The following is a 19037-nucleotide window of genomic DNA, read 5'->3' on the forward strand; positions in this document are numbered from 1 at the left end:
TTCGGATCGCAAAAGAAATGCTCTTAACCCGAAGCCGGACAAATACGGGAGCACAGCAAAGCTCGGCGCGGCGCCGTCGGTGTTTCACGGGCCGATCACGGCAGCGAGATCGAATGTGCTTTCCGGCGACGACGGAGCGAGCGCCTCGTCCTTCGAGGCGGCCGCTTCGCAGGTCTCCCCAGGATGAGGCTCTGTGGCAGCGGTGCTCGTCAAACTAGCGCAATGCACTCCGGTCCTCATCCTGAGGGCCGCCAACGGCGGGCGTCTCGAAGGATGTGCCGCGGACGCTGCTGCCTCACATGTCTGGACGGCATGGCGACCGAACTGAAGCGCACGATAATCCGCGCGCCGAAATAACGCCGAAGATTGCGTCGCCGATCCGCTTTCATTTCCGGATGCGGCGCTGCTACAGTTTTGCGCGCGCCCCGCTGAGCGGCGCTGTGACGAAGAAACATACCGACAAGGGGAGGGACCGAAGTCCCATGAAAGATTTTGCTGGAAAGATCGCGGTCATCACCGGCGGCGGCACGGGAATGGGGCGCGAGCTCGCGCGGCAGCTCGTCGCCGAAGGCTGCAATGTCGCCATGTGCGACGTCTCCGAGGCCGCGATGGCCGAGACCAAGCGGCTTTGCGAGGCCGAGAAGCTGCCGCAGGGCCTGCGCGTCACGACGCATGTCGCCGACGTCGCGATCGAGGATCATCTGAAGCGTTTTCGCGACGAGCTTGCCGAGCAGCAGAAGACGGACAATATCCATCTGCTGTTCAACAATGCCGGCATCGGCGGCGGCGGCAGCCTGTTCACCAACACGCGCGAGCAGTGGGAGCGCACCTTCAACATCTGCTGGGGCGGCGTCTATCTCGGCGTGCGCACCTTCCTGCCGATGCTGGTCGCGGCCGACGAGGCCCACATCGTCAACACCGCGAGCGTCAACGGCTTCTGGGCCTCGATCGGCATGAACCAGGCGCACACCGCCTACAGCTCGGCCAAGTTCGCCGTGAAGGGATTTACCGAAGCGCTGATCAACGACCTTCGCCTGCACGCGCCGCACGTCAAATGCTCGGTGGTGATGCCCGGCCACATCGGCACCTCGATCGTCTCCAATTCGCGCAAGGTGCAGAGCGCCGATGGCTCGGAACGGCTCAACGCCGACGAGGTGGCGCTGACCCGCAAGCGCATGGTCGCGGCCGGCGTGCCGGATGCGGACAAGATGTCGGACGAGGACATCCAGGCGGCGTTCGCCGAGCGCGCCCGCAGCTTCCTCGAGGATGCGCCGACGACGGCCGCGCAGGCGGCGAGGATCATTCTCGATGGCGTCAAGGCGGAGCGGTGGCGCATCCTCGTCGGCGAGGACGCCAAGCGCCTCGACGAGCGCGTGCGCGCCACGCCGGAGCAGGCCTACGACCGTGCCTTCTACGAAAGCTTCACGCAGGAGGTCGGCTGGCGGCTTGGCTGAGGCGGCCTCCGGGCGGCGCGAATATGGGTATGATGTTCATCATGGCAAGAGATGCGTCAGCAATTTAGCGTGCCACCTCTTGCCAATGTTCGCTTGCAGTGTTCGCCCGCTCCATGCCCCATCGGAATGTCACGCATGCGACATGACGATGTTCAAGCGATGGTGATCTGAAACGCCTCTCATCGGGCGCACGGCCGCTTGGTTGACGGACTGAAATAGTTTAGTCAATCCGAGTAACGCGACGATAGAGCGTAGCTGCCGATGATACCCGCATGTCTCTCCGACGACTGGACCCTTTGCCCGGACCGAGAGGACATCTCCGCTGAGTTCACACGGCTGCTCACTGCGGCCCAGGAGGGCGGCGCCACGATCGCGGAATGCCTCATGATCGCGCGGCAGCTGAAGCGCGGCGACGACCGGTCCTGGCATCGCGAGTGGAAGAAGCTGGCGCAGACCAACCGGCAGCGTGCCGAGGCCGCGTTCGCGGAAGGCCATCTGGCGAGCGCGCAACGCAATTGGCTGCGCGCGATGAACTACTATGGTGCCGCGGCGATGCCGCTCGACCCGGCGGACGAGCGCCGCTGGGTCGCGGTGCTGGCGATGCAGGACTGCGCCCGCCGCTACCTCGCCGCGCGCAGCCCGGCGGGCGAGGTCGTGACGATACCCTGGCTCGACGGGCACTCCCTGCAGGGCTATTTCGTTCCAGCGCCGCCAGCCGGCGGGCGGGCTCCGACCGTGATCTGCATCGGCGAGCCCGGCCACCGCAAGGAAGAGTTCCTGTTCAAGCTCGTGCCGCATGCGCGCGAGCGCGGCTTCTCGATGCTGGCCCTCGACCTCTTCGGCGAACAGCGCGACGATTTTCTCGACACGCTGTTGCGGCGCCGGGATCTCGAGAGCGCGATCCCCGGCGTCATGGACTATCTGGAGACCCGCGGTGACGTCGACTTCGCGCGCGTCGGGATCATCGCCGATGGCTGGGGCTCGTCCTTCGTCTCGCGCGCGGTGTTGCAGGAGCCGCGGCTTGCCGCGGCCGTCTGCGACGGCGGCCTGTGGGACCTGCACGAGCGGGCCTTCTTTGCCAGCCGATTCGCGATGAGCGACGTCAGCATCGTCCCGGTGCCGCATGCGCCGCTGATGGCCTCCAGCGCCGAGTGCCCGGTGCTGATCACGCTCGGCGAGGACGGCTGGCTCAAGGCCGATCGGGCGCGCCAGATCGTGCAGAACTCCAGGCTCGGCAGCTCGGACGTCATGCTGAAGGTATTCACTGCGGCCGAGACCGGCGCGGCACAGTCCCATGCGGACAATCCGAGCCTTGCCAACGAATACATCTTCGACTGGCTGGAATCACGGCTCGGTGCCGCCGGGCGCATCTAGCGGCGCGGCACGGCCGGACGGAGCGTCAGAAGTCGAGGCTCAGACGGACACAGGCCTTCTCGAGGCGGGACTTCAGCGTCGCGAGCTTGGTGGTGAATTCGGTCAGCTCGGCTTCGTCGAATTCCTGGAAGACGAATTCCCTGATCGTCTTGTACTGCTCGTTGAGGCTCGCCAGGTGCTTCTGCGTCTTCTCGGTCAGGGACAGCCGGACCACCCTGGCATCGGTCGGCGAGGGGCGGCGGCGCAACAGGCCCTTCTTTTCGAGCAGCTTGGATTGGGTGGTGACGAAGGACGGGTCGACGTGGAGGAGCTTGGACACGACGTTGACCGGGATGCCGTCGTCCTTGTCGAGGTCGGAGATGGCCATCAGGATCAACCATTGCGGCCCGCTGATGCCGAGCGTCCTCGCCCAGAACTGACGCAGCTCCTCGAGATACATGTTGATCGACGATATCTCCCAGGTGAAGCGCCTGATGATATCCAGATTGCCGATGGTGCGCAGGCGCGCTCCCTCTTTCCTCGTCGCGGACACAGCGTCACTCCGTGAACCGATTTGTTCAGGTCGGTGTTCGTGGAACGTCATAGTCCACGCAAGCCTGCTCTGACGCAAGTGCAGAGCAGGGTAATTTTGTCACTAAAACCACAAAGATGACCAGCTCAGCAGATTCGTCCGGCCCGGGTGTTGCGCGCGGGGTACAGGTTTAGCGAAACCGATAACCTGAGCTAATAAACTATTTTGATTAGCGGAACAGCGCAGGCATATTGATCCGCGACGGTGGGGGGTACTCGATCGTCCCGTTGCAGGTGGTTCGCTCACGTCCCTCGCGTCGAAAGCGGGTGTGTCCGAAAGCGCAAAGCGGCCGAGCGGATTTGAGAGAGACGGGGATCTGGGGGGCCTCACGGTCCAGTCTCCGTAAAATGAGCAACTTGGAGGTTTTAAATGAAAGTGGTGAAGAGCCTTTTGCTCGGCACTGCGGCGGGTCTGATCGCCGTCGGTGGAGCCCAGGCGGCCGATCTTCCGGTCAAGGCCAAGGCGGTCGAGTACGTCAAGATCTGCACACTGTACGGCGCCGGCTTCTACTACATCCCGGGCAGCGACACCTGCATCAAGCTCGGCGGCTACCTGCGTGCCGAAGTGGCGCTGAACGCCGGCGGCAACTACAGCGCCCAGTACAACGGCGTGTTCGCGGCCAACAACCGCCTGACCAACTACTACTCGATGCGCGCTCGTGAGGATCTCAACATCGACACGCGCACTGCGACCGAGTATGGCGTCGTCCGCACCTATTTCGACGCGGTCTTCACCTGGACGACCGGCAGTTATGTCGGCACCGGCTCTGGCACGGGCGCCACCGCCTACAGTGCCACGACGGCCGGCACGTCCAACCTCAACCCGACTGACGGCGGCATCTCGGGCGGCTCGCTCGGCGTCTACTACGCCTTCATCCAGTTCGCCGGCTTCACTCTCGGCAAGTCGGTGTCGCAGTTCGACGCGCCCTGGATCAACTATCCCGGCAACAACTTCGACCAGCTCGTCGGCGGCAGCGGCACCACCAACGGCGTCCCGCAGATCAGCTACACGGCCGATTTCGGCCAAGGCGTGACGGCGACCATCTCGGCGCAGGATCAGACGCAGATCTTCCAGACCAACATCTGGAACACCGCGGGCATGACGACCTCGGGCGTCCTCGGCGGCGCCTACGGCTCCAGCGATTTCGGCGGCACCCGGTCCCCCGACATCGTCGGCGCGGTCCGTGTCGACCAGGCCTGGGGCCTGTTCCAGGCGTCGGTCGCTGCGCACGACAACCATACCGGCTATTACGGTGCGACCGAAGTTACCGGTCATCCCGAGGACAAGTGGGGCTGGGCGGTTCAGCTCGCTCTCTCGATCAAGAACATTCCGACCGGCGCCGGCGACGTGATCAACGTCTCGGGCGTCTACACCGAAGGCGCGAGCCGCTACAACTTCCAGGAGCTGGCCGCGACCAGCTACTCGATGTTCGGCAGCTCGAACGCCGCCTACCAGAGCATCGGCTTCGCCGGCGTCTCTGACGCGGTGTTCGGCCCGGGCGGCCAGCTCGAGCTGACCAAGACCTACGGCTTCCGTGGTGCCTACACCCACAACTGGAGCCCGTACTGGAATACGGCGCTCTACGGTGCGTGGGCCGCGGTCAACTACAACGGCACGGCGAAGGGCCTGATCTGCGGCAGCGCCGCGTTCGCGACCCTGACCGGGACCTGCAATCCGGACTTCAACATCGGCCAGGTGGGCGTCATCACCCGCTGGACGCCGGTGAAGAATCTGACCTTCTCGGCCGACTTCGTCTACAGCCATCTCGACCAGAAGTATTCGGGCGTGATCACGACCCCGGCGCTGACGAGCGTCGCCAAGCCGGCGGCGACCTACGAGCTGAAGGACCAGGACACCTACAGCCTCCTGCTGCGCGCCCAGCGCAACTGGTAAGCTCGAGGTTTCGGACTTGATGAAGCCCCGGCGGGAAACCGCCGGGGCTTTTTTTGCAAGGGAGGAGGGCATTCGGAAAAGCCCGGCGGCCTGCGCAAAGGACGAAGACGAGCCATGCGCTTGGCGGGCTTCAAACTTATTTACTTACCTGAGTTACTAAGCTATACAACTCCCAGCCAAATACGAAAGTTGCGGCTCTTAGCTTCACGCTAAGCCTCCAGAGACCTCCGGTGATGCCCCGCCGGAGGTTTTTTGTTTTCTGGAGCATGGCGCAGCATCAGCCGCGCATCACGCGAGCGCGCCCGTTTGGCCGGTAGGCGAGGCGGCTGTGGCCGGCGCAATAGGGCTGGCCGTCGGGAGCCGTGTTGCCGCAGAAGCAGAAATCGTCCTCGCCCGGCGTCGAGATCGGCCATCGGCAGCGGTTCTCGGCAAGCTCCAGCAGCGAGCAGCGATTGGCCTCGTCGATGGGGCCGGCGACCGCCGGGACGTCGGTCTCGCCATAGATCGTGGCGAGCATCTCATATTGCAGCCGCGGCATGGCCCTCCGCGTGCGCGCCGGCGCAAAGCCTCTGTCCTGGGCCTTGCGGTCGTCGACCGCCCGGCCGCGCGTCAGATTCAGCCGGGACAGCTTGCCGATCACCGCGTTGCGGCTGACGCCGATGTCGGCGGCGATCTCGCGGCAGGAGAGGCCGGCCTCGAAGTGCCGCTTCAACAGTTCAATACGGTCGTCGGTCCAGGTTGGTGAAGAATTCGGTGAGAGAACAGGCATGTGTAACGGTCCCAGGTTGCAGATGTCGGCCATCCGCTGTCTCGAGATCCGCCCGCCTCACGTCCGGCGCGTGCTCACGTCCTGCCATTGTCGCGGATCGACAGAAGCCCGTCCTTGATGGCGAGACGGATGCCTTCCTCGATCAATGTCCGTGCGACGCCGGGAACGCTGGTGCCGTGGGTGCCCTGTCTCACCAGCTTCTCCAGATAGGCGATGGTCGAGAGCGCCAAGGTAACGGGAATGCGGTCAGTCTCGGCTTTTTCGGTGGCCATGGCCGAACGCTAGCCTCTTACTCGGGTACATAAAAGTAACGATTAAGACTCTATTTAGGTCCGGGGGTGGAAGTCAAATCGGCGCTGGGGCAGCAGCTCACCTCGTTGGAATCGCTTGAGAATCGCACATAGCGCGGCGCGCCGCAGGGAAAACCGGGCGGCGGCTTGGTGTCGGCAGGTCGGGGATGGGCCCGGCGGGCTCAGCCGTGCACGATCGCCTTTTCGATCATGCAATGGATGCCCTTGGCGCCATTGACGGTCTGGGTCACCCGCAAATCGGCGGCCAGGCTGCACAGCGTGTAGGCGTCCTCGCGCGACAGGTTTCGCGTCTCGCCGAGCAGCGCGATCATGTCGCGCAGCGCGCGCACCACGCACTGGTCGAGGTCGGGGTCCATCGCCATCGTCATGTAGTGCGTCGCCGTCTCGGCGCGGGGATAGTCGAGCCTGAGGTCCTTGCGCAGCGTCAGGCGGAAGCGGCCCTGGAGCGCGGTCTCGATCGCGGTGACGCAGACCTCGCCGTCGCCCTGCACGCCGTGGCCGTCGCCGCAGGAGAACATCGCGCCCGGGACGAACACCGGCAGATACAGCGTCGCGCCGGCGCCGAGCTCCTTGTTGTCGAGATTGCCGCCCATCGCGCGCGGGATCAGCGAGGAGATGCGGCCCCAGGCCGGCGGCGGCGAAACGCCCATCACGCCGAAGAACGGCTTGAGAGGCAGGTCGAGGCCCCACGGCATGCGGCCGGTCATCCGTGACCGGTCGAGCGGGATATTCAGGATGCGTGTCTCATGGAAATCGTCGGGCAGGGTCCCGGACAGCGGCTTGATCATGTTCCAGCCCCAATCCTGCCGGAGCTGGACATCGAGGATCTCGACCGCCAGTACGTCGCCGGGCTCGGCCCCTTCGACCGCGATCGGACCGGTGAGGATGTGGCCGGGCAACATGCGCTCGTTCTTGGCGTGAACATCGTGCATCTCAGGCGGAATATGAAACCTGTCGCGGTCGGGCAGCATATCCGGTCCGCCGCTGATGGTATCGACCGTTACCTCGTCGCCGCTGGCAATGGTGAGGACGGGCTGAAGCGCAGCTTCGAAGAAACCCCAATGGCAGGTTTCGGAGCTGGAATGCAGGTGGTGATGGTTCATTTGCCGCGTCCGGTTGGTTTCATCGGCCGCGGGCTTGACCCGGCGATCGATCCTCTTTCAAGAAGATTTCTGAAGATGGCGGGGCCGGTCAAGCCCCGCACAGGCAGGCACGATGATTTCAGCGAGGCTCCCCTGTTTTTTGTTCTTTCCAAGACCCTCGGCGTCGCGCTGCTGCCGATCAATCTCCTGGTCGAGCTCGGCATCCTGTCGGTCGTGCTGATGGCGACGCGCTTTGCCGCGCTCGGCCGCAGACTCGCGGTGGTCACGCTGGTGGTGCTGGGGCTCGCTGCGTTCTCGCCGCTCGGCAATCTCCTGATCTACCCGCTTGAATCGCGCTTTCCGGCGTGGGACGCCTCGCGCGGCGCGCCCGACGGCATCATCGTGCTCGGCGGCTCGGTCGACACCGATCTGTCGGCTGCACACCGCACGCCCGTCGTCGCGCACGCGGCCGATCGTCTGTTTGCGCCGGCCGAGCTCGCGCGGCGCTATCCGAATGCGCGCATCGTCTTCACCGGAGGCTCAGCGAACCTGGTTTCGACCGAGGCGAGGGAGGCTGACTACTCCGCACCGATCCTGGAGAATCTCGGCATACCGAAGCAGCGCCTGATCCTCGAGCGCAATTCCCGCAACACCTGGGAGAACGCGATCTTCACAAAGCAAATGGTGGATCCAAAGCCGGGCGAACGGTGGCTCCTGGTGACGTCGGCCTTCCACATGCCGCGCTCGATGGGGATCTTCCGCACGGCCGGATTTGACGTCGAGGCCTATCCCGTGGACTGGCGGATGGGGGGACGCGACGATCTTTTTTCCTTCACCAATATCGGCGCGGATGGGCTCCGCCGAACTGATGTGGCCGTGCGCGAGTGGATCGGCCTCGTGGCCTACCGTCTGATGGGCAGGATCGGCGAGTTGCTTCCGGGACCGGGCAAGGACTAGAACCAAGGGCTGCAAAACAAGAACACACGGCGCGCGATCGCCGGCCGGGAGAAACACCATGCAACAGCAGAGCGCAGACAGGATCGATCTTGCAGGCGTCGTCGCCGACCTCAACAGCTTGCTGCGGCTGAAGACGACGGTGATCGGCATGAAGTTGTTCGCAACGGCCGCGGAGATGGAGGCGATCCCGAAGATCCGGCGTCCGAACGCAATTCACACCACCGACCAGATCGTCAGCATGGCCGCGCGCCTGGGATGGACCGTCGGCATCACCGCCGACGACCTCGTCGGCGCGCAATGCCGCGCGGTGATCGGCCTTGCGCCGCAGGACGAGAAATGGCTCGCCGGCGAAAACTATGTCGGGGTCTGGCACGGCACCGCAGAGGATGCGCGCAAGCGCCAGCAGGCCCTGGATGTGGTTCCGTTCGGGCAATATCAGGCGCTCGCCGTCAGTCCGCTGGCGAGCGGCCGGCTCGATCCGCCCGACATCTGCCTCGTCTATGCGACGCCGGGGCAGATGATCATCTTGATCAACGGACTGCAATATACCGGCTACAAGAAGTTCGAATGGGGCGTGGTCGGCGAGACCGCCTGCGCCGATTCCTGGGGGCGGGCGCTCAAGACGGGGGAGCCCAGCCTGTCCTTGCCATGCTATGCCGAACGGCGCTATGGCGGCGTGCCGGACGAGGAGATGCTGATGGCCTTGCAGCCGTCGCATCTCGCCAAGGCAGTTGAAGGCATGAAGGCGCTGGCCAGGAACGGCCTGCGCTATCCGATTCCGCCCTATGGCATTCAAAGCGACGTCCGTGCCGGCATGGGCGTGAGCTACGCGAAGAAGTAAAGGCCGACCATGAGCTCTGCGAAATTCGACATCGTTGTCTACGGCGCGACCGGTTTCACCGGCCAGCTCGTCGCCGAGTATCTGGCAACGCGGTACAAGGACGACAAGGCGCTGAAATGGGCGATGGCGGGCCGCAGCCTCGACAAGCTGAGATCGGTGCGCGACGCCATCGGCGCGCCGGCGGACACGCCGCTGATCGTCGCGGGTGCGTCGGATGCGGCCTCGCTGCAGGCGATGGTGGCGCAGACCAGGTCGGTGATCACGACCGTGGGGCCGTACCAGTTCTACGGCGAGGATCTGCTCGCTGCCTGCGTCGCGGCGGGTGTGGATTATTTCGATCTCTGCGGCGAGCCGGTGTGGATGCGGCAGATGATCGACAAGTACGAGGCTGCGGCGAAAACGAGCGGCGGGCGCATCGTGTTCTCCTGCGGCTATGATTCCGTGCCGTTCGAGCTCGGCACGTTGTTCGTGCAGGAAGAGGCGGGGCGCGTGTTCGGCGCGCCGGCCGCGCGCGTGAAGGGCCGTGTGCGCGACATGCGCGGCACGCTGTCGGGTGGCACAGCGGCGAGCGCGAAGGCGACCTTCGATGCGGTTGCCAAGGACCTCAGCCTGGTCGCCATTCTCAACGATCATTTCGCGCTGACGCCCGGCTTCACCGGGCCGAAGCAACCGAAGGGCAATAGGGCGGTTTACGAGGAGGATCTGCAATCCTGGGCGGCGCCGTTCATGATGGCGCTGATCAACACCCGCAACGTCCACCGCTCCAACATGCTGATGGGCTTTCCCTACGGCCGCGAGTTTGTCTACGACGAGATGGTCCTGACCGGTCCCGGCGAGAAGGGCGAGGCCAATGCCAAGCGCGTGATGGCGGCCAACGCCGAGAAGACCGGTCCGAACGCGCCGAAGCCGGGCGAGGGGCCCTCGAAGGAGGAGCGCGAAAACGGCCTATTCGATCTGCTCTATGTCGCCATCGCGCCCGATGGCCGCATGGTGCGCGCCGGCGTCACCGGCGACCGCGACCCCGGCTACGGCTCGACCTCCAAGATGATCTCCGAATGCGCGATCTGCCTGTTGCGCGACGCGGCGGACGTTCCGGGCGGCTTCTGGACGCCGGGAGCCGCGATGCAGGACAAGCTCATCAAGCGGCTGCAGGACAATGCGGGGCTGACGTTCAAGGTGGAGAGCTAGGTCGGCTCTCGTAGGGTCAGTAAAGGCGCAACGCGCCGTGCCGCACCATCTCTGAGTGGTGGGCACGCTGCGCCTTGCCCATCCTACGGCACCGTCTCTGTCACACCGCCCTGGCATCGTACGCGTACATGAAGTCCATGTTCTTCGCGCCCAGCGGCAGCAGCCATTTCAGCATCTGATTGCGCATCCACGCGCCGGTGGCGCTGAACTCGCGCTTGCTGTTGCCGTTGCGACGCGCCATCGCGACGATCTTCTCGGTGCGCGGACGACGCTCGGCCTCGAAGGCCTGAAAGGTGGCGCCGAGCTCCTGGCCCTCCTGCATCAGCCGCGCGAGCCGCGTCGCATCTTCGAGCGCCAGCGAAGCGCCCTGGCCGGCGTGAGGGCTGGTTGCGTGCGCGGCGTCGCCGATCAGCAGCGAGCGCTTGCGCGACCAGGTCGGCAGGGTCGCGACGTCGAGCGTGTCGGTGACGACGATGTTCTCGGCCGCTTCGATGATGGCAGGGATCGGATCGTGCCAGCCGCGGTGGAAGCCGCGCAGATGCTGCTTCAGCGTCGCCGGATCGAGCGCGCGAAACATCGCTGCGTCCATGCCGCGCGCGGGCTGCGTGCTCCACCACATCACGCCGTCGTCCGGATCCGGACTGCAATAGCCGTAGCCGAAGAAGCCGCTCCGGCCGAAGGTGGTCTCGACACGCCGGCCGATCGACCTTCCGGCGAGGACGGCGTGCGGCACGAAGCCGCCGAAGCCGATCAGGCCGGTGTTGAAGGGTTGCGGGCCATCAGGCACCACCTGGCGGCGCGTGACCGAATGGACGCCGTCGGCACCGATCAGGAAGTCGCCTTCGGCCGTGGTGCCGTCGGCGAAATAGGCGATGATCGGCTGGTCGCCGCGATCCTCGACCTTGATCAGGCGCTTCTCGAAGTACAGCGAGACGTAAGCGCACCAGGCCTTGTCGATCAGCATCTCGTTCAGCGTGGCGCGGCATACGTTCACCGCGGGCTGGCCGAAACGCCGTTCCATCTCGCGGTTGATCGAACCGAGCTTGGCGCCGCGCTGGGAATAGAAGTCGAAGGATTCCGCGACCGAGCCGCGGGAGATCAGCTCCTTCGCCAGCCCGATCTCGTCCATCACATGCATGCCGTTCGGTGCAATCTGAAGGCCGCCGCCGATGCCCTTCGAATAAGGCCAGGCCTCGTAGATCGCGGACTCGATGCCGGCGCGGCGGAGCAACACCCCGGCGACGGGCCCGGCGATGCCGGCGCCGATGATCAGGGCCTTGCGGGGACGATATGACATGGCTTGCTCCCGACGTTTCCGTGGTGCTAGGAGAAATTACGGTCACTAAATCTCTTAGTGACTAAGATATATATCGCCTAAGAGATGAGGTCGGCCTTGTCAAGGAAGAAGGCGCGCACTGCGCTGCTGCAGGAGCTCGAGGACGCCATGCGCAGATCGTCCGCGCAGGGCGTGCTCTATGGGCAAACCGTTGCCAACGTTGCCGGAATTGCCAATTCCGACCTCGAATGCATGGACATCCTGTATCTCGAAGGCCGCGTCACCGCAGGGAGGCTGGCCGAGGTCACGGGCCTCACGACCGGTGCCATCACGGGGGTGGTCGACCGGCTCGAAAAGGCAGGCCTGGTGCGCCGCGAGCGCGACGAGAAGGACCGCCGCAAGGTCTTCATCGTGGTCGTGCCAGAGGCAATCGCCGGCCTCGGCCAATACTATGTGCCAATGCAGCAGGCGATGGAGAAGGTCTGCAACGGCTATTCAGACGAGGAGTTGCGGCTGCTGCTGCGGTTCGCCAACGAGGCCTACAAGGAGGTGCTCGCGGCAACAGAGGACTTGAAGGGCCTGCTCGACACGCCGCCGGAGAAGCGGCCTGAACTCAAGCTGAAGACGCGTCCTCGCCAGCGTTAGCTTTGTAGACCTGCGCGGCCGCGATCATGCCCCACATCGCGCCCAGCATCATCCAGAAGTGGCGCCAGTGGTCGGTGTCGATCACGAGGCTTTCGCCGACGGTACCGAGGAAGGCGGAGAAGATCGCGAGATAGGCACGCTGCCAGGGAACACGCACGAAGATGTGGCGGAAGCCCATGATCACCGTGGTGAAGACCAGCGCGGGATAGCATACGCCCGAAAGCCAGCCTCCGGACATGAACGCGTTCAGGTAGGAGTTGTGGGTGTCCTCGGGGAAGAAGCGGTGGAATTGCAGGGGACCAATGCCGAACGGCAAGTCGAGCGCCATCTCCGCACCGAGGATATGCCGGCCGAACCGGCCGAAGCGACCTTCGTCATAGCTCTGGTCGAAGCTGGCGCGCTGCTTGAACATCTCGGCGGTGGCGTCGAACGACAACAGCACCGCGATCAGCGCAAGGCCCAGCACCGCGGCGACGATCGCCATGACGATGATGCGCGAGCGCTGCGCGTTGGTGCGGCAGGTCAGCACCATCAAGGCCAGCATGAAGGCGGAGGTCAGCACCAAGCCGCCCCAGGCGGCGCGTGAGAAGGCGAGCAGGATCGCAAGCGACATGATGCCGAAGCCGATGACGTTGCGGAACGCCTTGCCGAACTTGTCTGAGACCACGCTCTGGAGCGCGAATAGTGCCGGCAGGATCAGGAAGGCGCCGAGCACGTTCGGGTCCTTGAACGTGCCGCGCGCGCGTCCGTAGAGCGTCAGGAGATCGTTGCCGCCGGGCACGAGGTGGAAATAGCCGGCGACCGCCAGGAGCGAGGCGATCATCGCGCCGACCATGAGTCCGCGGCGCAGCATGTCGAGCCGGGCCGCCGTGTCTTCCGAAATGACCATCGCGAAAAACACCACCGTCACAGCCATGTACCAGGAGGTCGCGATCCAGCTTACCACCTCGGGCTTGTCGAATAGCGGGATCGCGCTGATGGTGTAGCCCACATTGAGCAGGACCAGCAGCGCTACCAGCGGCATCAGCGCGAGCTTCAGCCGCAGGCCGGTGGCGAAGAAAGTAACGGTCGCGAGCAGCGTCGCGATCTCGTACGGGCTCGGCTCGATGAATACGATCGCGCCGGAGGCGCCGACCAGCCACACCAGCGCGCGCTGCAGCGCCAGCACGCCGGGCGCAGCTACGTTCGGTCCACCGGCTGTCGCCGCATACGCCATTACGCTCACGCTACTCGTACGCCACAAACAAGGCTGTCATCGTCCGGCTTGACCGGCGATCCAGTACTCTGCGGCGCGCGCTGCTGGAGACGGCTGGCGCTGCGGCGTACTGGATGCCCGCCCCAGTGCGCAACTGCGCACAAGGCGGGGCATGACGGAAACTCAATACGCGTTCTCGTTCTTTGTCAGCAGCGAGATCGGCGTCTTCAGGAGAATGACGAGGTCGAACAGCACCGACCAGTTCTCGATGTAATAGAGATCGAACTCGACGCGCTTCTGGATCTTCTCTTCGTTGTCGATCTCGCCGCGCCAGCCGTTGATCTGGGCCCAGCCGGTGATGCCAGGCTTGACGCGGTGGCGGGCGAAATAGCCGTCGACGGCTTCGTCGAACAGGCGGCTCTGGAGCTTGCCCTGCACCGCATGCGGCCGCGGGCCGACCAGGGAGAGGTTGCCGGCAAAAACCACGTTGAAGAGCTGCGGCAGCTCGTCGAGGCTGGTTTTGCGGATGAAGCGGCCGACGCGGGTGACGCGCGGATCGTTTTTGGTCACGACCTTCGATGCGGTCGGGTCGGCCTGATGGTGGTACATCGAGCGGAATTTATAGACGTCGATGCGCTCGTTGTTGAAGCCGAAGCGCTTCTGGCGGAACAGCACCGGGCCGGAGCTGTCGAGCTTCACCGCCAGCGCCACCAGTCCCATCACCGGCAGCGCTGCTAGCAGCGCGAGGCTTCCCACGACGCGGTCGAACAGCCACTTCATCACCAGATCCCAGTCGGTGATCGGCGCCTCGAACACGTCCAGCGTCGGCACCTCGCCGAGATAGGAATAGGAGCGGGGACGGAAGCGCAGCTTGTTGGTATGCGCGGAGAGGCGAATGTCGACCGGCAGCACCCAGAGCTTCTTCAGCATTTCCAGGATGCGCGTTTCCGCCGAGATCGGCAGCGCGAACAGCACGAGGTCGACGCGGGTGCGGCGGGCGAACTCGACGATGTCGTCGACCTTGCCGAGCTTGCGCACGCCGGCGCAGGTGTCGAGCGAGCGGCTGTCGTTGCGGTCGTCGAACACGCCGAGCACGTGAATGTCGGAATCCTCTTGCGCCTTCAACGCCTCGACCAGCTGCTCGCCGCTGCTGTCGGAGCCGACGATGATGGTCCGGCGGTCGAGCCGACCCTGGCGCGCCCAACCGCGCACCAGCGCGCGCAGCACCAGACGCTCGGCAACCAGCGCGGCGAGCCCGAGGAAGTAGAAGGCGGCGAGCCATAGCCGCGAGATTTCGCTGCCGTACTTGGCGAAAAAGGAGATGCCGATGAACAGCAGGAAGACGAAGGACCAGGACGAGATCATCCGCGTCATCTGCCGGAGCTGACCACGGAACAGCTGCACCTGGTAGATGTCGGCGGCCTGGAAGCAGACCACCGCGGCGACCGCGACGGCGACGACCTCGGCCGGATAGATCCAGCTGAAGGCGCCGGAGAGCGGCATGACATAGCCGACGTAGAGCGCAATGCCGACGAGGCTCAGCAGCGCGAAATCAGCCAGGCGGACGAACCCGGCGATCACGATCGGGGAGTAGGCGCGAGCGACCTTCTGGTTGACCACTTCGAGCGCGGCGGACGAGAGCCGGCGCCGGCGCTCCACGAAGGGCTGGTCAGTGGGCTTTGCCGCAGCGCTGGTCGCGGCATCGAGCATCGAGCGTGCGTTGAGCGGTTCCACGGGCGTCCACGTCCATTCCAAATCCCGCGGCACGGTCTTGCGCGCCCCGGGCAAGCATCCCCTGGCGCTCCGATTATCGAACAAATCGGAAGATTTTCTAAAGCGAGCTTAAGGATGGTTAATGATTGGCAAATGCGTCGCGATAGCCGGCGAGTACGCCGTCGACCATGGCCCGTTGAGAAAAGTGTGCGGAAATACGCTCGCGCAAGGAGCGCGCGCGCTGCGCCGTCGTTTGCGGATCATCGAGGGCAGCCGCGATTGCCTCGGCCATGGCCTCGGGATTGCTCGGAGCGAACAGAGCGGGGCTGTCGGAGCCGAATATCTCGGGAATGCCGCCGATGCGGGACGCGATCATCGGAATGCCGGCGGCACCCGCCTCGATCACGACGTAGGGCATGGAATCGCCGCGCGAGGGAACGATCAGCAGCCGCCCCTTGGAGAAGCCGTAGCGCGCCTTGACGTGGCCGATGAAGCGGATCGCGTCGGACAGGCCGAGCCTCTCGACCTGCGCTTTCAGCGCCGCGGTCTCCTCGCCGTCGCCGCCGAGCGTCAGCGTGACCTTCTTGCCGACCGCATGCAGCTGCGCCACGGCATCGACCAGCAGATCCGCGCCCTTGATGTGCCTGAACTCGCCGACGTAGGCGAGGTCGGTGGCATCGTCGGCCGTCACGACAGGCTCGAACTCCTCGGGAGTGACGCCATTGAAGACGCAACGCACGACGCCCTTTGGCGTGCCGACGATGCGTTGATAGGTGTCGCGGGCAAATGCGCTCTCGAACAGGAACAGGTCGGTCGAATCCATCAGCGCGCGCTCGAGCCGCGCGTAGAACTCGCCCTTGAGGGTGTTGAGGGGATAATGCAGCGAACCGCCATGCGGGGTGTAGATGCGGATGGTCTCGTCCGAGTGCCTCCGCATGCGGATGAAGGCGCCGGCCTTGGCGCCGTGGCCGTGCAGCACGTCGGGCTTGAGCGTGGCGATCAGGCGGCGCATGCGAAGCCATACCAGGACATCGTCGGGCGACGGCTCGCGGCGAATCGCGAGCCGGTGCACGCCGAGCTTCAGCCGAGGCGCGAGCTCGGCAAGAGCCTTGTCGGCGCGCTCCCCGCCGGTGAGGCTGTCGGCGAGAATGCCGACATGATGGCCGCGGTCGACCTGGCCGTTGGCGACGTCGAGGATGTGGCGGAAGATGCCGCCGACCGGAGCACGCACGGCGTGCAGGATGCGAAGCGGCCGGTCGGGAGAGGGGGGCATGATCAAAACCAGCTCGACGGCGACTGCCGAACAATTCTCACGAAATTATCGCGAGGGATTAAGGGGCGTCGTGGTTAACAAACGATGACGGACGCGCGTCGGCCGGCCGCCGGCGGTCGCGATTAACCGCGCGGCAACCTTAATGGAGTGTAATCGCCCCGGTTGAGGTAGAGTCGCAGCATTGCCCTGCGGGAGTGTTCGATGCGTTTAGCGTTCTGGCGTGCCGGCAAGGCCAAGGCGGTGATCGAGCGGGCTGTCTCGAAGTCCCGACCCAAGCCTGCGCCCAAGATCGACGCCGAGGTCGAGGCCAAGCTCGAAGCAAAGGCTGAAGCAGGCACTGCGCCGGTTGTCACGAAGCAGGCCCAAGTCGAATCCGGCGATATCGACCTGCGCGCGCTTGGAGCGGCACTGGCGCGCAAGCGCAGCTGGGTCATCGTGCCGACGGTGCTGGCGCTCGTTGCGTCCCTCGCTGCCGTCAATGTCGTCACGCCGCGTTACAAGTCCGAAGCCCGCATCCTGATCGACGGCCGCGAGAACGTGTTCCTGCGCCCGAACAGCGACCGGACCGAGGAGCGGCAGGCGCTCGACGCCGAGGCCGTCACCAGCCAGGTGCAGCTGGTGTTGTCGCGTGATCTCGCGCGGGAGATCATCAAGAAGAACAAGCTCGCGGAACGCCCCGAATTCGACCCGGTGCTGCAAGGAATCTCGCCTCTGAAGTCGCTTGCCGCGCTCATCGGCATCGGCCGCGATCCGTTCTCGATGACGCCGGAAGAGCGCGTGCTCGATGCTTACTACGAGCGCCTTCAGGCCTATGCGGTCGACAAGTCACGCGTGATCGTGATCGAATTCCAGTCCGCCGATCCCGAGCTTGCCGCCCGCGTCGCCAATTCGATCGCCGACGGCTATCTCGTGCTCCAGCAGAGCGTGCGTCAGGAGCAGGCCAAGAACGCCAGCCAGTGGCTGGCCGGCGAGATCGAGAGCTTGCGCAAGAAGGTCTCGGAGGCCGAGGCCAGGGTCGAGGACTTCCGCTCCAAGTCGAGCCTGTTCGTCGGGACTAACAACACCACGCTGTCGAACCAGCAGATGGGCGAGGTGAACACCCAGCTCAACAATGCGCGCTCGATGAAGGCGGATGCGGAATCCAAGGCGCGGCTGATCAAGGAGATGCTCCAGAGCGGCAAGCCGATCGAGGCATCCGAGGTCGTGAACTCCGAATTGATGCGCCGGCTGTCGGAGCAGAGGGTGACGCTGCGCGCGCAGCTCGCCGAACAGTCATCCACGCTGCTCGGCAATCACCCGCGGATCAAGGAGCTGAAGGCGCAGCTTGGCGACCTCGACAATCAGATCCGCGACGAAGCGGCCAAGATCTCGCGCTCGCTCGAGAACGACGCCCGGATCGCCAGCGGCCGGGTCGACGGCCTGACCGTGAGCCTCGAGCAGCTCAAGAAGCAGGCGGCCTCGACCAACGGTCAGGATGTCCAGCTCCGTGCCCTCGAGCGCGAAGCCAAGGCGCAGCGCGACCTGCTCGAGACTTATCTGGCCAAGTACCGCGAAGCCAACACCCGCGAGACCATCGACACCGCGCCGACGGACGGCCGCATCATCTCGCGCGCCATCGTGTCGAACACGCCGGCCTATCCGAAGAAGCTGCCGATCGTGCTGATCGCGACCATCGCGACGCTGCTGCTGTCGTCCGGTGTCGTCGTCACCGGTGAGCTATTGCGTCAGACCGCGCCGCGCGCGGCGGCTGTGTTCACGCCGGCGGCGGTTCGGCGGGGGTCGGCGGTGGCTCGGCAAGAAGTGGTGGTGGAGCCCGTCGTCGAGCCCGTGATGGAAGAGCCGGCGCCGCTTCAGCCGGAGATGACGGCCGATGCCGATGCGACGGAGTTCGCCGAGATCGAGCATCTCGCCGACCGCCTGCGTGCCGCGGGTGCGGCGGCGAAGAAGGTCACGGTGCTCGGCACCGCGCCCGGCGAAGCCATCACCCTGTCGACCCTGACGCTCGCCCGGCACCTGGCGCGCGATGCCCGCGTCGTCGTCGTTGATCTCGCCGCATCCTCGCCGACCATTGCCGCGGTATCCGTCGATGCGTCGGCTCCGGGCCTTGCCGAATTGATGCAGGGCGAGGCCTCGTTCACCCAGATCATCACCCGCGACAAACTCTCGCGGCTGCATCTGGTCATGGCGGGCCGTCCCGGCTTCGACCGCAGCCTGCTGCAATCGCCGCGCGTGGCGCTCGCGATCGACGCGCTGCTGCGCGCCTACGATCACGTGCTGATCGACGCCGGCAGCGCCTCCGATCTCCCGGCCGAACTGCTGACGGCGCATGCCCGCGCCGTCGTGGTGCCCGATGCGTCGATGGCACCTGATGCCCGCACGCTGATGTGCGATCAGCTGAGGGCGGTCGGCTTCAGCGAGGTGACGATGCTGAGCAAGCCGGTGCAGGCTTCGGATGCAATGGAGACGCCGCGCGTGGTTGCGGCGTAGTAGATTTT

General features: G+C 65.1%; 16 protein-coding genes. 8 read left to right on the top strand and 8 right to left on the bottom strand.

Features of this window, described 5'->3' with window-relative positions; genetic code table 11:
• Window positions 1-482 precede the first annotated feature (482 nt).
• Together EHH60_RS03095 and EHH60_RS03100 are read left to right on the top strand one after the other, a co-directional pair.
• Window positions 483-1454: an SDR family NAD(P)-dependent oxidoreductase gene (locus EHH60_RS03095; RefSeq protein WP_124158008.1), complete on the top strand. Its 972-nt coding sequence runs from the start codon at window positions 483-485 to the stop codon at window positions 1452-1454.
• A gap of 261 nt (window positions 1455-1715) precedes the next feature.
• Complete coding sequence (locus EHH60_RS03100; protein ID WP_124158009.1) at window positions 1716-2828, top strand: alpha/beta hydrolase family protein; 1113 nt, start codon at window positions 1716-1718, stop codon at window positions 2826-2828.
• A 25-nt stretch (window positions 2829-2853) separates the two neighbouring features.
• Here EHH60_RS03100 and EHH60_RS03105 read toward each other — a convergent pair whose 3' ends face one another.
• A complete protein-coding gene (locus EHH60_RS03105; RefSeq protein WP_199751265.1) occupies window positions 2854-3360 on the bottom strand; it encodes a MarR family winged helix-turn-helix transcriptional regulator in 507 nt (168 codons plus the stop codon).
• Between the two features lie 408 nt (window positions 3361-3768).
• Here EHH60_RS03105 and EHH60_RS03110 point away from each other — a divergent pair, with 408 nt between their 5' ends.
• Window positions 3769-5292, top strand: coding sequence for a porin (locus tag EHH60_RS03110; RefSeq protein ID WP_124158011.1), 1524 nt, complete (start codon window positions 3769-3771; stop codon window positions 5290-5292).
• Between the two features lie 277 nt (window positions 5293-5569).
• Here EHH60_RS03110 and EHH60_RS03115 read toward each other — a convergent pair whose 3' ends face one another.
• From EHH60_RS03115 to EHH60_RS03125, 3 genes are all read right to left on the bottom strand, one after another.
• Complete coding sequence (locus tag EHH60_RS03115) at window positions 5570-6061, bottom strand: GcrA family cell cycle regulator (protein WP_199751266.1); 492 nt, start codon at window positions 6059-6061, stop codon at window positions 5570-5572.
• Window positions 6062-6135: 74 nt separating this feature from the next.
• Window positions 6136-6333, bottom strand: a complete 198-nt coding sequence (locus tag EHH60_RS03120) for a hypothetical protein (protein ID WP_024341172.1) — start codon at window positions 6331-6333, stop codon at window positions 6136-6138.
• A 200-nt stretch (window positions 6334-6533) separates the two neighbouring features.
• On the bottom strand, window positions 6534-7475 hold the full coding sequence (locus tag EHH60_RS03125) for an acetamidase/formamidase family protein (protein ID WP_124158013.1): 942 nt from the start codon (window positions 7473-7475) through the stop codon (window positions 6534-6536).
• Window positions 7476-7643: 168 nt separating this feature from the next.
• Here EHH60_RS03125 and EHH60_RS03130 point away from each other — a divergent pair, with 168 nt between their 5' ends.
• The 3 genes from EHH60_RS03130 to EHH60_RS03140 are packed head-to-tail and all read left to right on the top strand — an operon-like array spanning window position 7644 to window position 10440.
• Complete coding sequence (locus tag EHH60_RS03130) at window positions 7644-8411, top strand: YdcF family protein (RefSeq protein ID WP_199751296.1); 768 nt, start codon at window positions 7644-7646, stop codon at window positions 8409-8411.
• A 58-nt stretch (window positions 8412-8469) separates the two neighbouring features.
• Window positions 8470-9252: a DUF169 domain-containing protein gene (locus EHH60_RS03135; protein ID WP_124158014.1), complete on the top strand. Its 783-nt coding sequence runs from the start codon at window positions 8470-8472 to the stop codon at window positions 9250-9252.
• 9 nt (window positions 9253-9261) lie between these two features.
• Entirely contained in the window at window positions 9262-10440 is a 1179-nt protein-coding gene (locus EHH60_RS03140; RefSeq protein ID WP_124158015.1) for a saccharopine dehydrogenase family protein, read from the top strand.
• 100 nt (window positions 10441-10540) lie between these two features.
• Here EHH60_RS03140 and EHH60_RS03145 read toward each other — a convergent pair whose 3' ends face one another.
• Window positions 10541-11737 carry an FAD-dependent monooxygenase gene (locus EHH60_RS03145; protein WP_124158016.1) on the bottom strand — a complete coding sequence of 399 codons (1197 nt, stop codon included), beginning with the start codon at window positions 11735-11737 and terminating at the stop codon, window positions 10541-10543.
• A gap of 147 nt (window positions 11738-11884) precedes the next feature.
• Between EHH60_RS03145 and EHH60_RS03150 the strand changes: the two genes are divergently transcribed.
• Window positions 11885-12361, top strand: coding sequence for a MarR family transcriptional regulator (locus tag EHH60_RS03150; RefSeq protein ID WP_199751297.1), 477 nt, complete (start codon window positions 11885-11887; stop codon window positions 12359-12361).
• Here the strand turns inward: EHH60_RS03150 and EHH60_RS03155 are convergent.
• From EHH60_RS03155 to EHH60_RS03165, 3 genes are all read right to left on the bottom strand, one after another.
• Complete coding sequence (locus EHH60_RS03155; RefSeq protein ID WP_124158339.1) at window positions 12330-13577, bottom strand: O-antigen ligase family protein; 1248 nt, start codon at window positions 13575-13577, stop codon at window positions 12330-12332. The genes EHH60_RS03150 and EHH60_RS03155 overlap by 32 nt on opposite strands.
• Before the next feature lie 162 nt (window positions 13578-13739).
• The gene (locus EHH60_RS03160; RefSeq protein ID WP_124158018.1) at window positions 13740-15290 is read right to left on the bottom strand and encodes an undecaprenyl-phosphate glucose phosphotransferase; all 1551 of its coding nucleotides are present in this window, start codon (window positions 15288-15290) and stop codon (window positions 13740-13742) included.
• Window positions 15291-15408: 118 nt separating this feature from the next.
• On the bottom strand, window positions 15409-16542 hold the full coding sequence (locus EHH60_RS03165; protein WP_124158019.1) for a glycosyltransferase family 4 protein: 1134 nt from the start codon (window positions 16540-16542) through the stop codon (window positions 15409-15411).
• 201 nt (window positions 16543-16743) lie between these two features.
• Between EHH60_RS03165 and EHH60_RS03170 the strand changes: the two genes are divergently transcribed.
• On the top strand, window positions 16744-19029 hold the full coding sequence (locus EHH60_RS03170) for a GumC family protein (RefSeq protein WP_124158020.1): 2286 nt from the start codon (window positions 16744-16746) through the stop codon (window positions 19027-19029).
• Window positions 19030-19037 lie beyond the last annotated feature (8 nt).

This window comes from Bradyrhizobium sp. RP6, from assembly GCF_003837805.1.
Classification (GTDB): domain Bacteria; phylum Pseudomonadota; class Alphaproteobacteria; order Rhizobiales; family Xanthobacteraceae; genus Bradyrhizobium.

Bases quoted from the DNA above. Each gene is read 5' to 3' on its own strand.
- EHH60_RS03095 (WP_124158008.1), top strand. From the start codon at position 483: ATGAAAGATTTTGCTGGAAAGATCGCGGTCATCACCGGCGGCGGCACG.
- EHH60_RS03100 (WP_124158009.1), top strand. From the start codon at position 1,716: ATGATACCCGCATGTCTCTCCGACGACTGGACCCTTTGCCCGGACCGA.
- EHH60_RS03110 (WP_124158011.1), top strand. From the start codon at position 3,769: ATGAAAGTGGTGAAGAGCCTTTTGCTCGGCACTGCGGCGGGTCTGATC.
- EHH60_RS03115 (WP_199751266.1), bottom strand. From the start codon at position 6,061: ATGCCTGTTCTCTCACCGAATTCTTCACCAACCTGGACCGACGACCGT.
- EHH60_RS03120 (WP_024341172.1), bottom strand. From the start codon at position 6,333: ATGGCCACCGAAAAAGCCGAGACTGACCGCATTCCCGTTACCTTGGCG.
- EHH60_RS03125 (WP_124158013.1), bottom strand. From the start codon at position 7,475: ATGAACCATCACCACCTGCATTCCAGCTCCGAAACCTGCCATTGGGGT.
- EHH60_RS03135 (WP_124158014.1), top strand. From the start codon at position 8,470: ATGCAACAGCAGAGCGCAGACAGGATCGATCTTGCAGGCGTCGTCGCC.
- EHH60_RS03140 (WP_124158015.1), top strand. From the start codon at position 9,262: ATGAGCTCTGCGAAATTCGACATCGTTGTCTACGGCGCGACCGGTTTC.
- EHH60_RS03145 (WP_124158016.1), bottom strand. From the start codon at position 11,737: ATGTCATATCGTCCCCGCAAGGCCCTGATCATCGGCGCCGGCATCGCC.
- EHH60_RS03150 (WP_199751297.1), top strand. From the start codon at position 11,885: ATGCGCAGATCGTCCGCGCAGGGCGTGCTCTATGGGCAAACCGTTGCC.
- EHH60_RS03155 (WP_124158339.1), bottom strand. From the start codon at position 13,577: ATGGCGTATGCGGCGACAGCCGGTGGACCGAACGTAGCTGCGCCCGGC.
- EHH60_RS03165 (WP_124158019.1), bottom strand. From the start codon at position 16,542: ATGCCCCCCTCTCCCGACCGGCCGCTTCGCATCCTGCACGCCGTGCGT.
- EHH60_RS03170 (WP_124158020.1), top strand. From the start codon at position 16,744: ATGCGTTTAGCGTTCTGGCGTGCCGGCAAGGCCAAGGCGGTGATCGAG.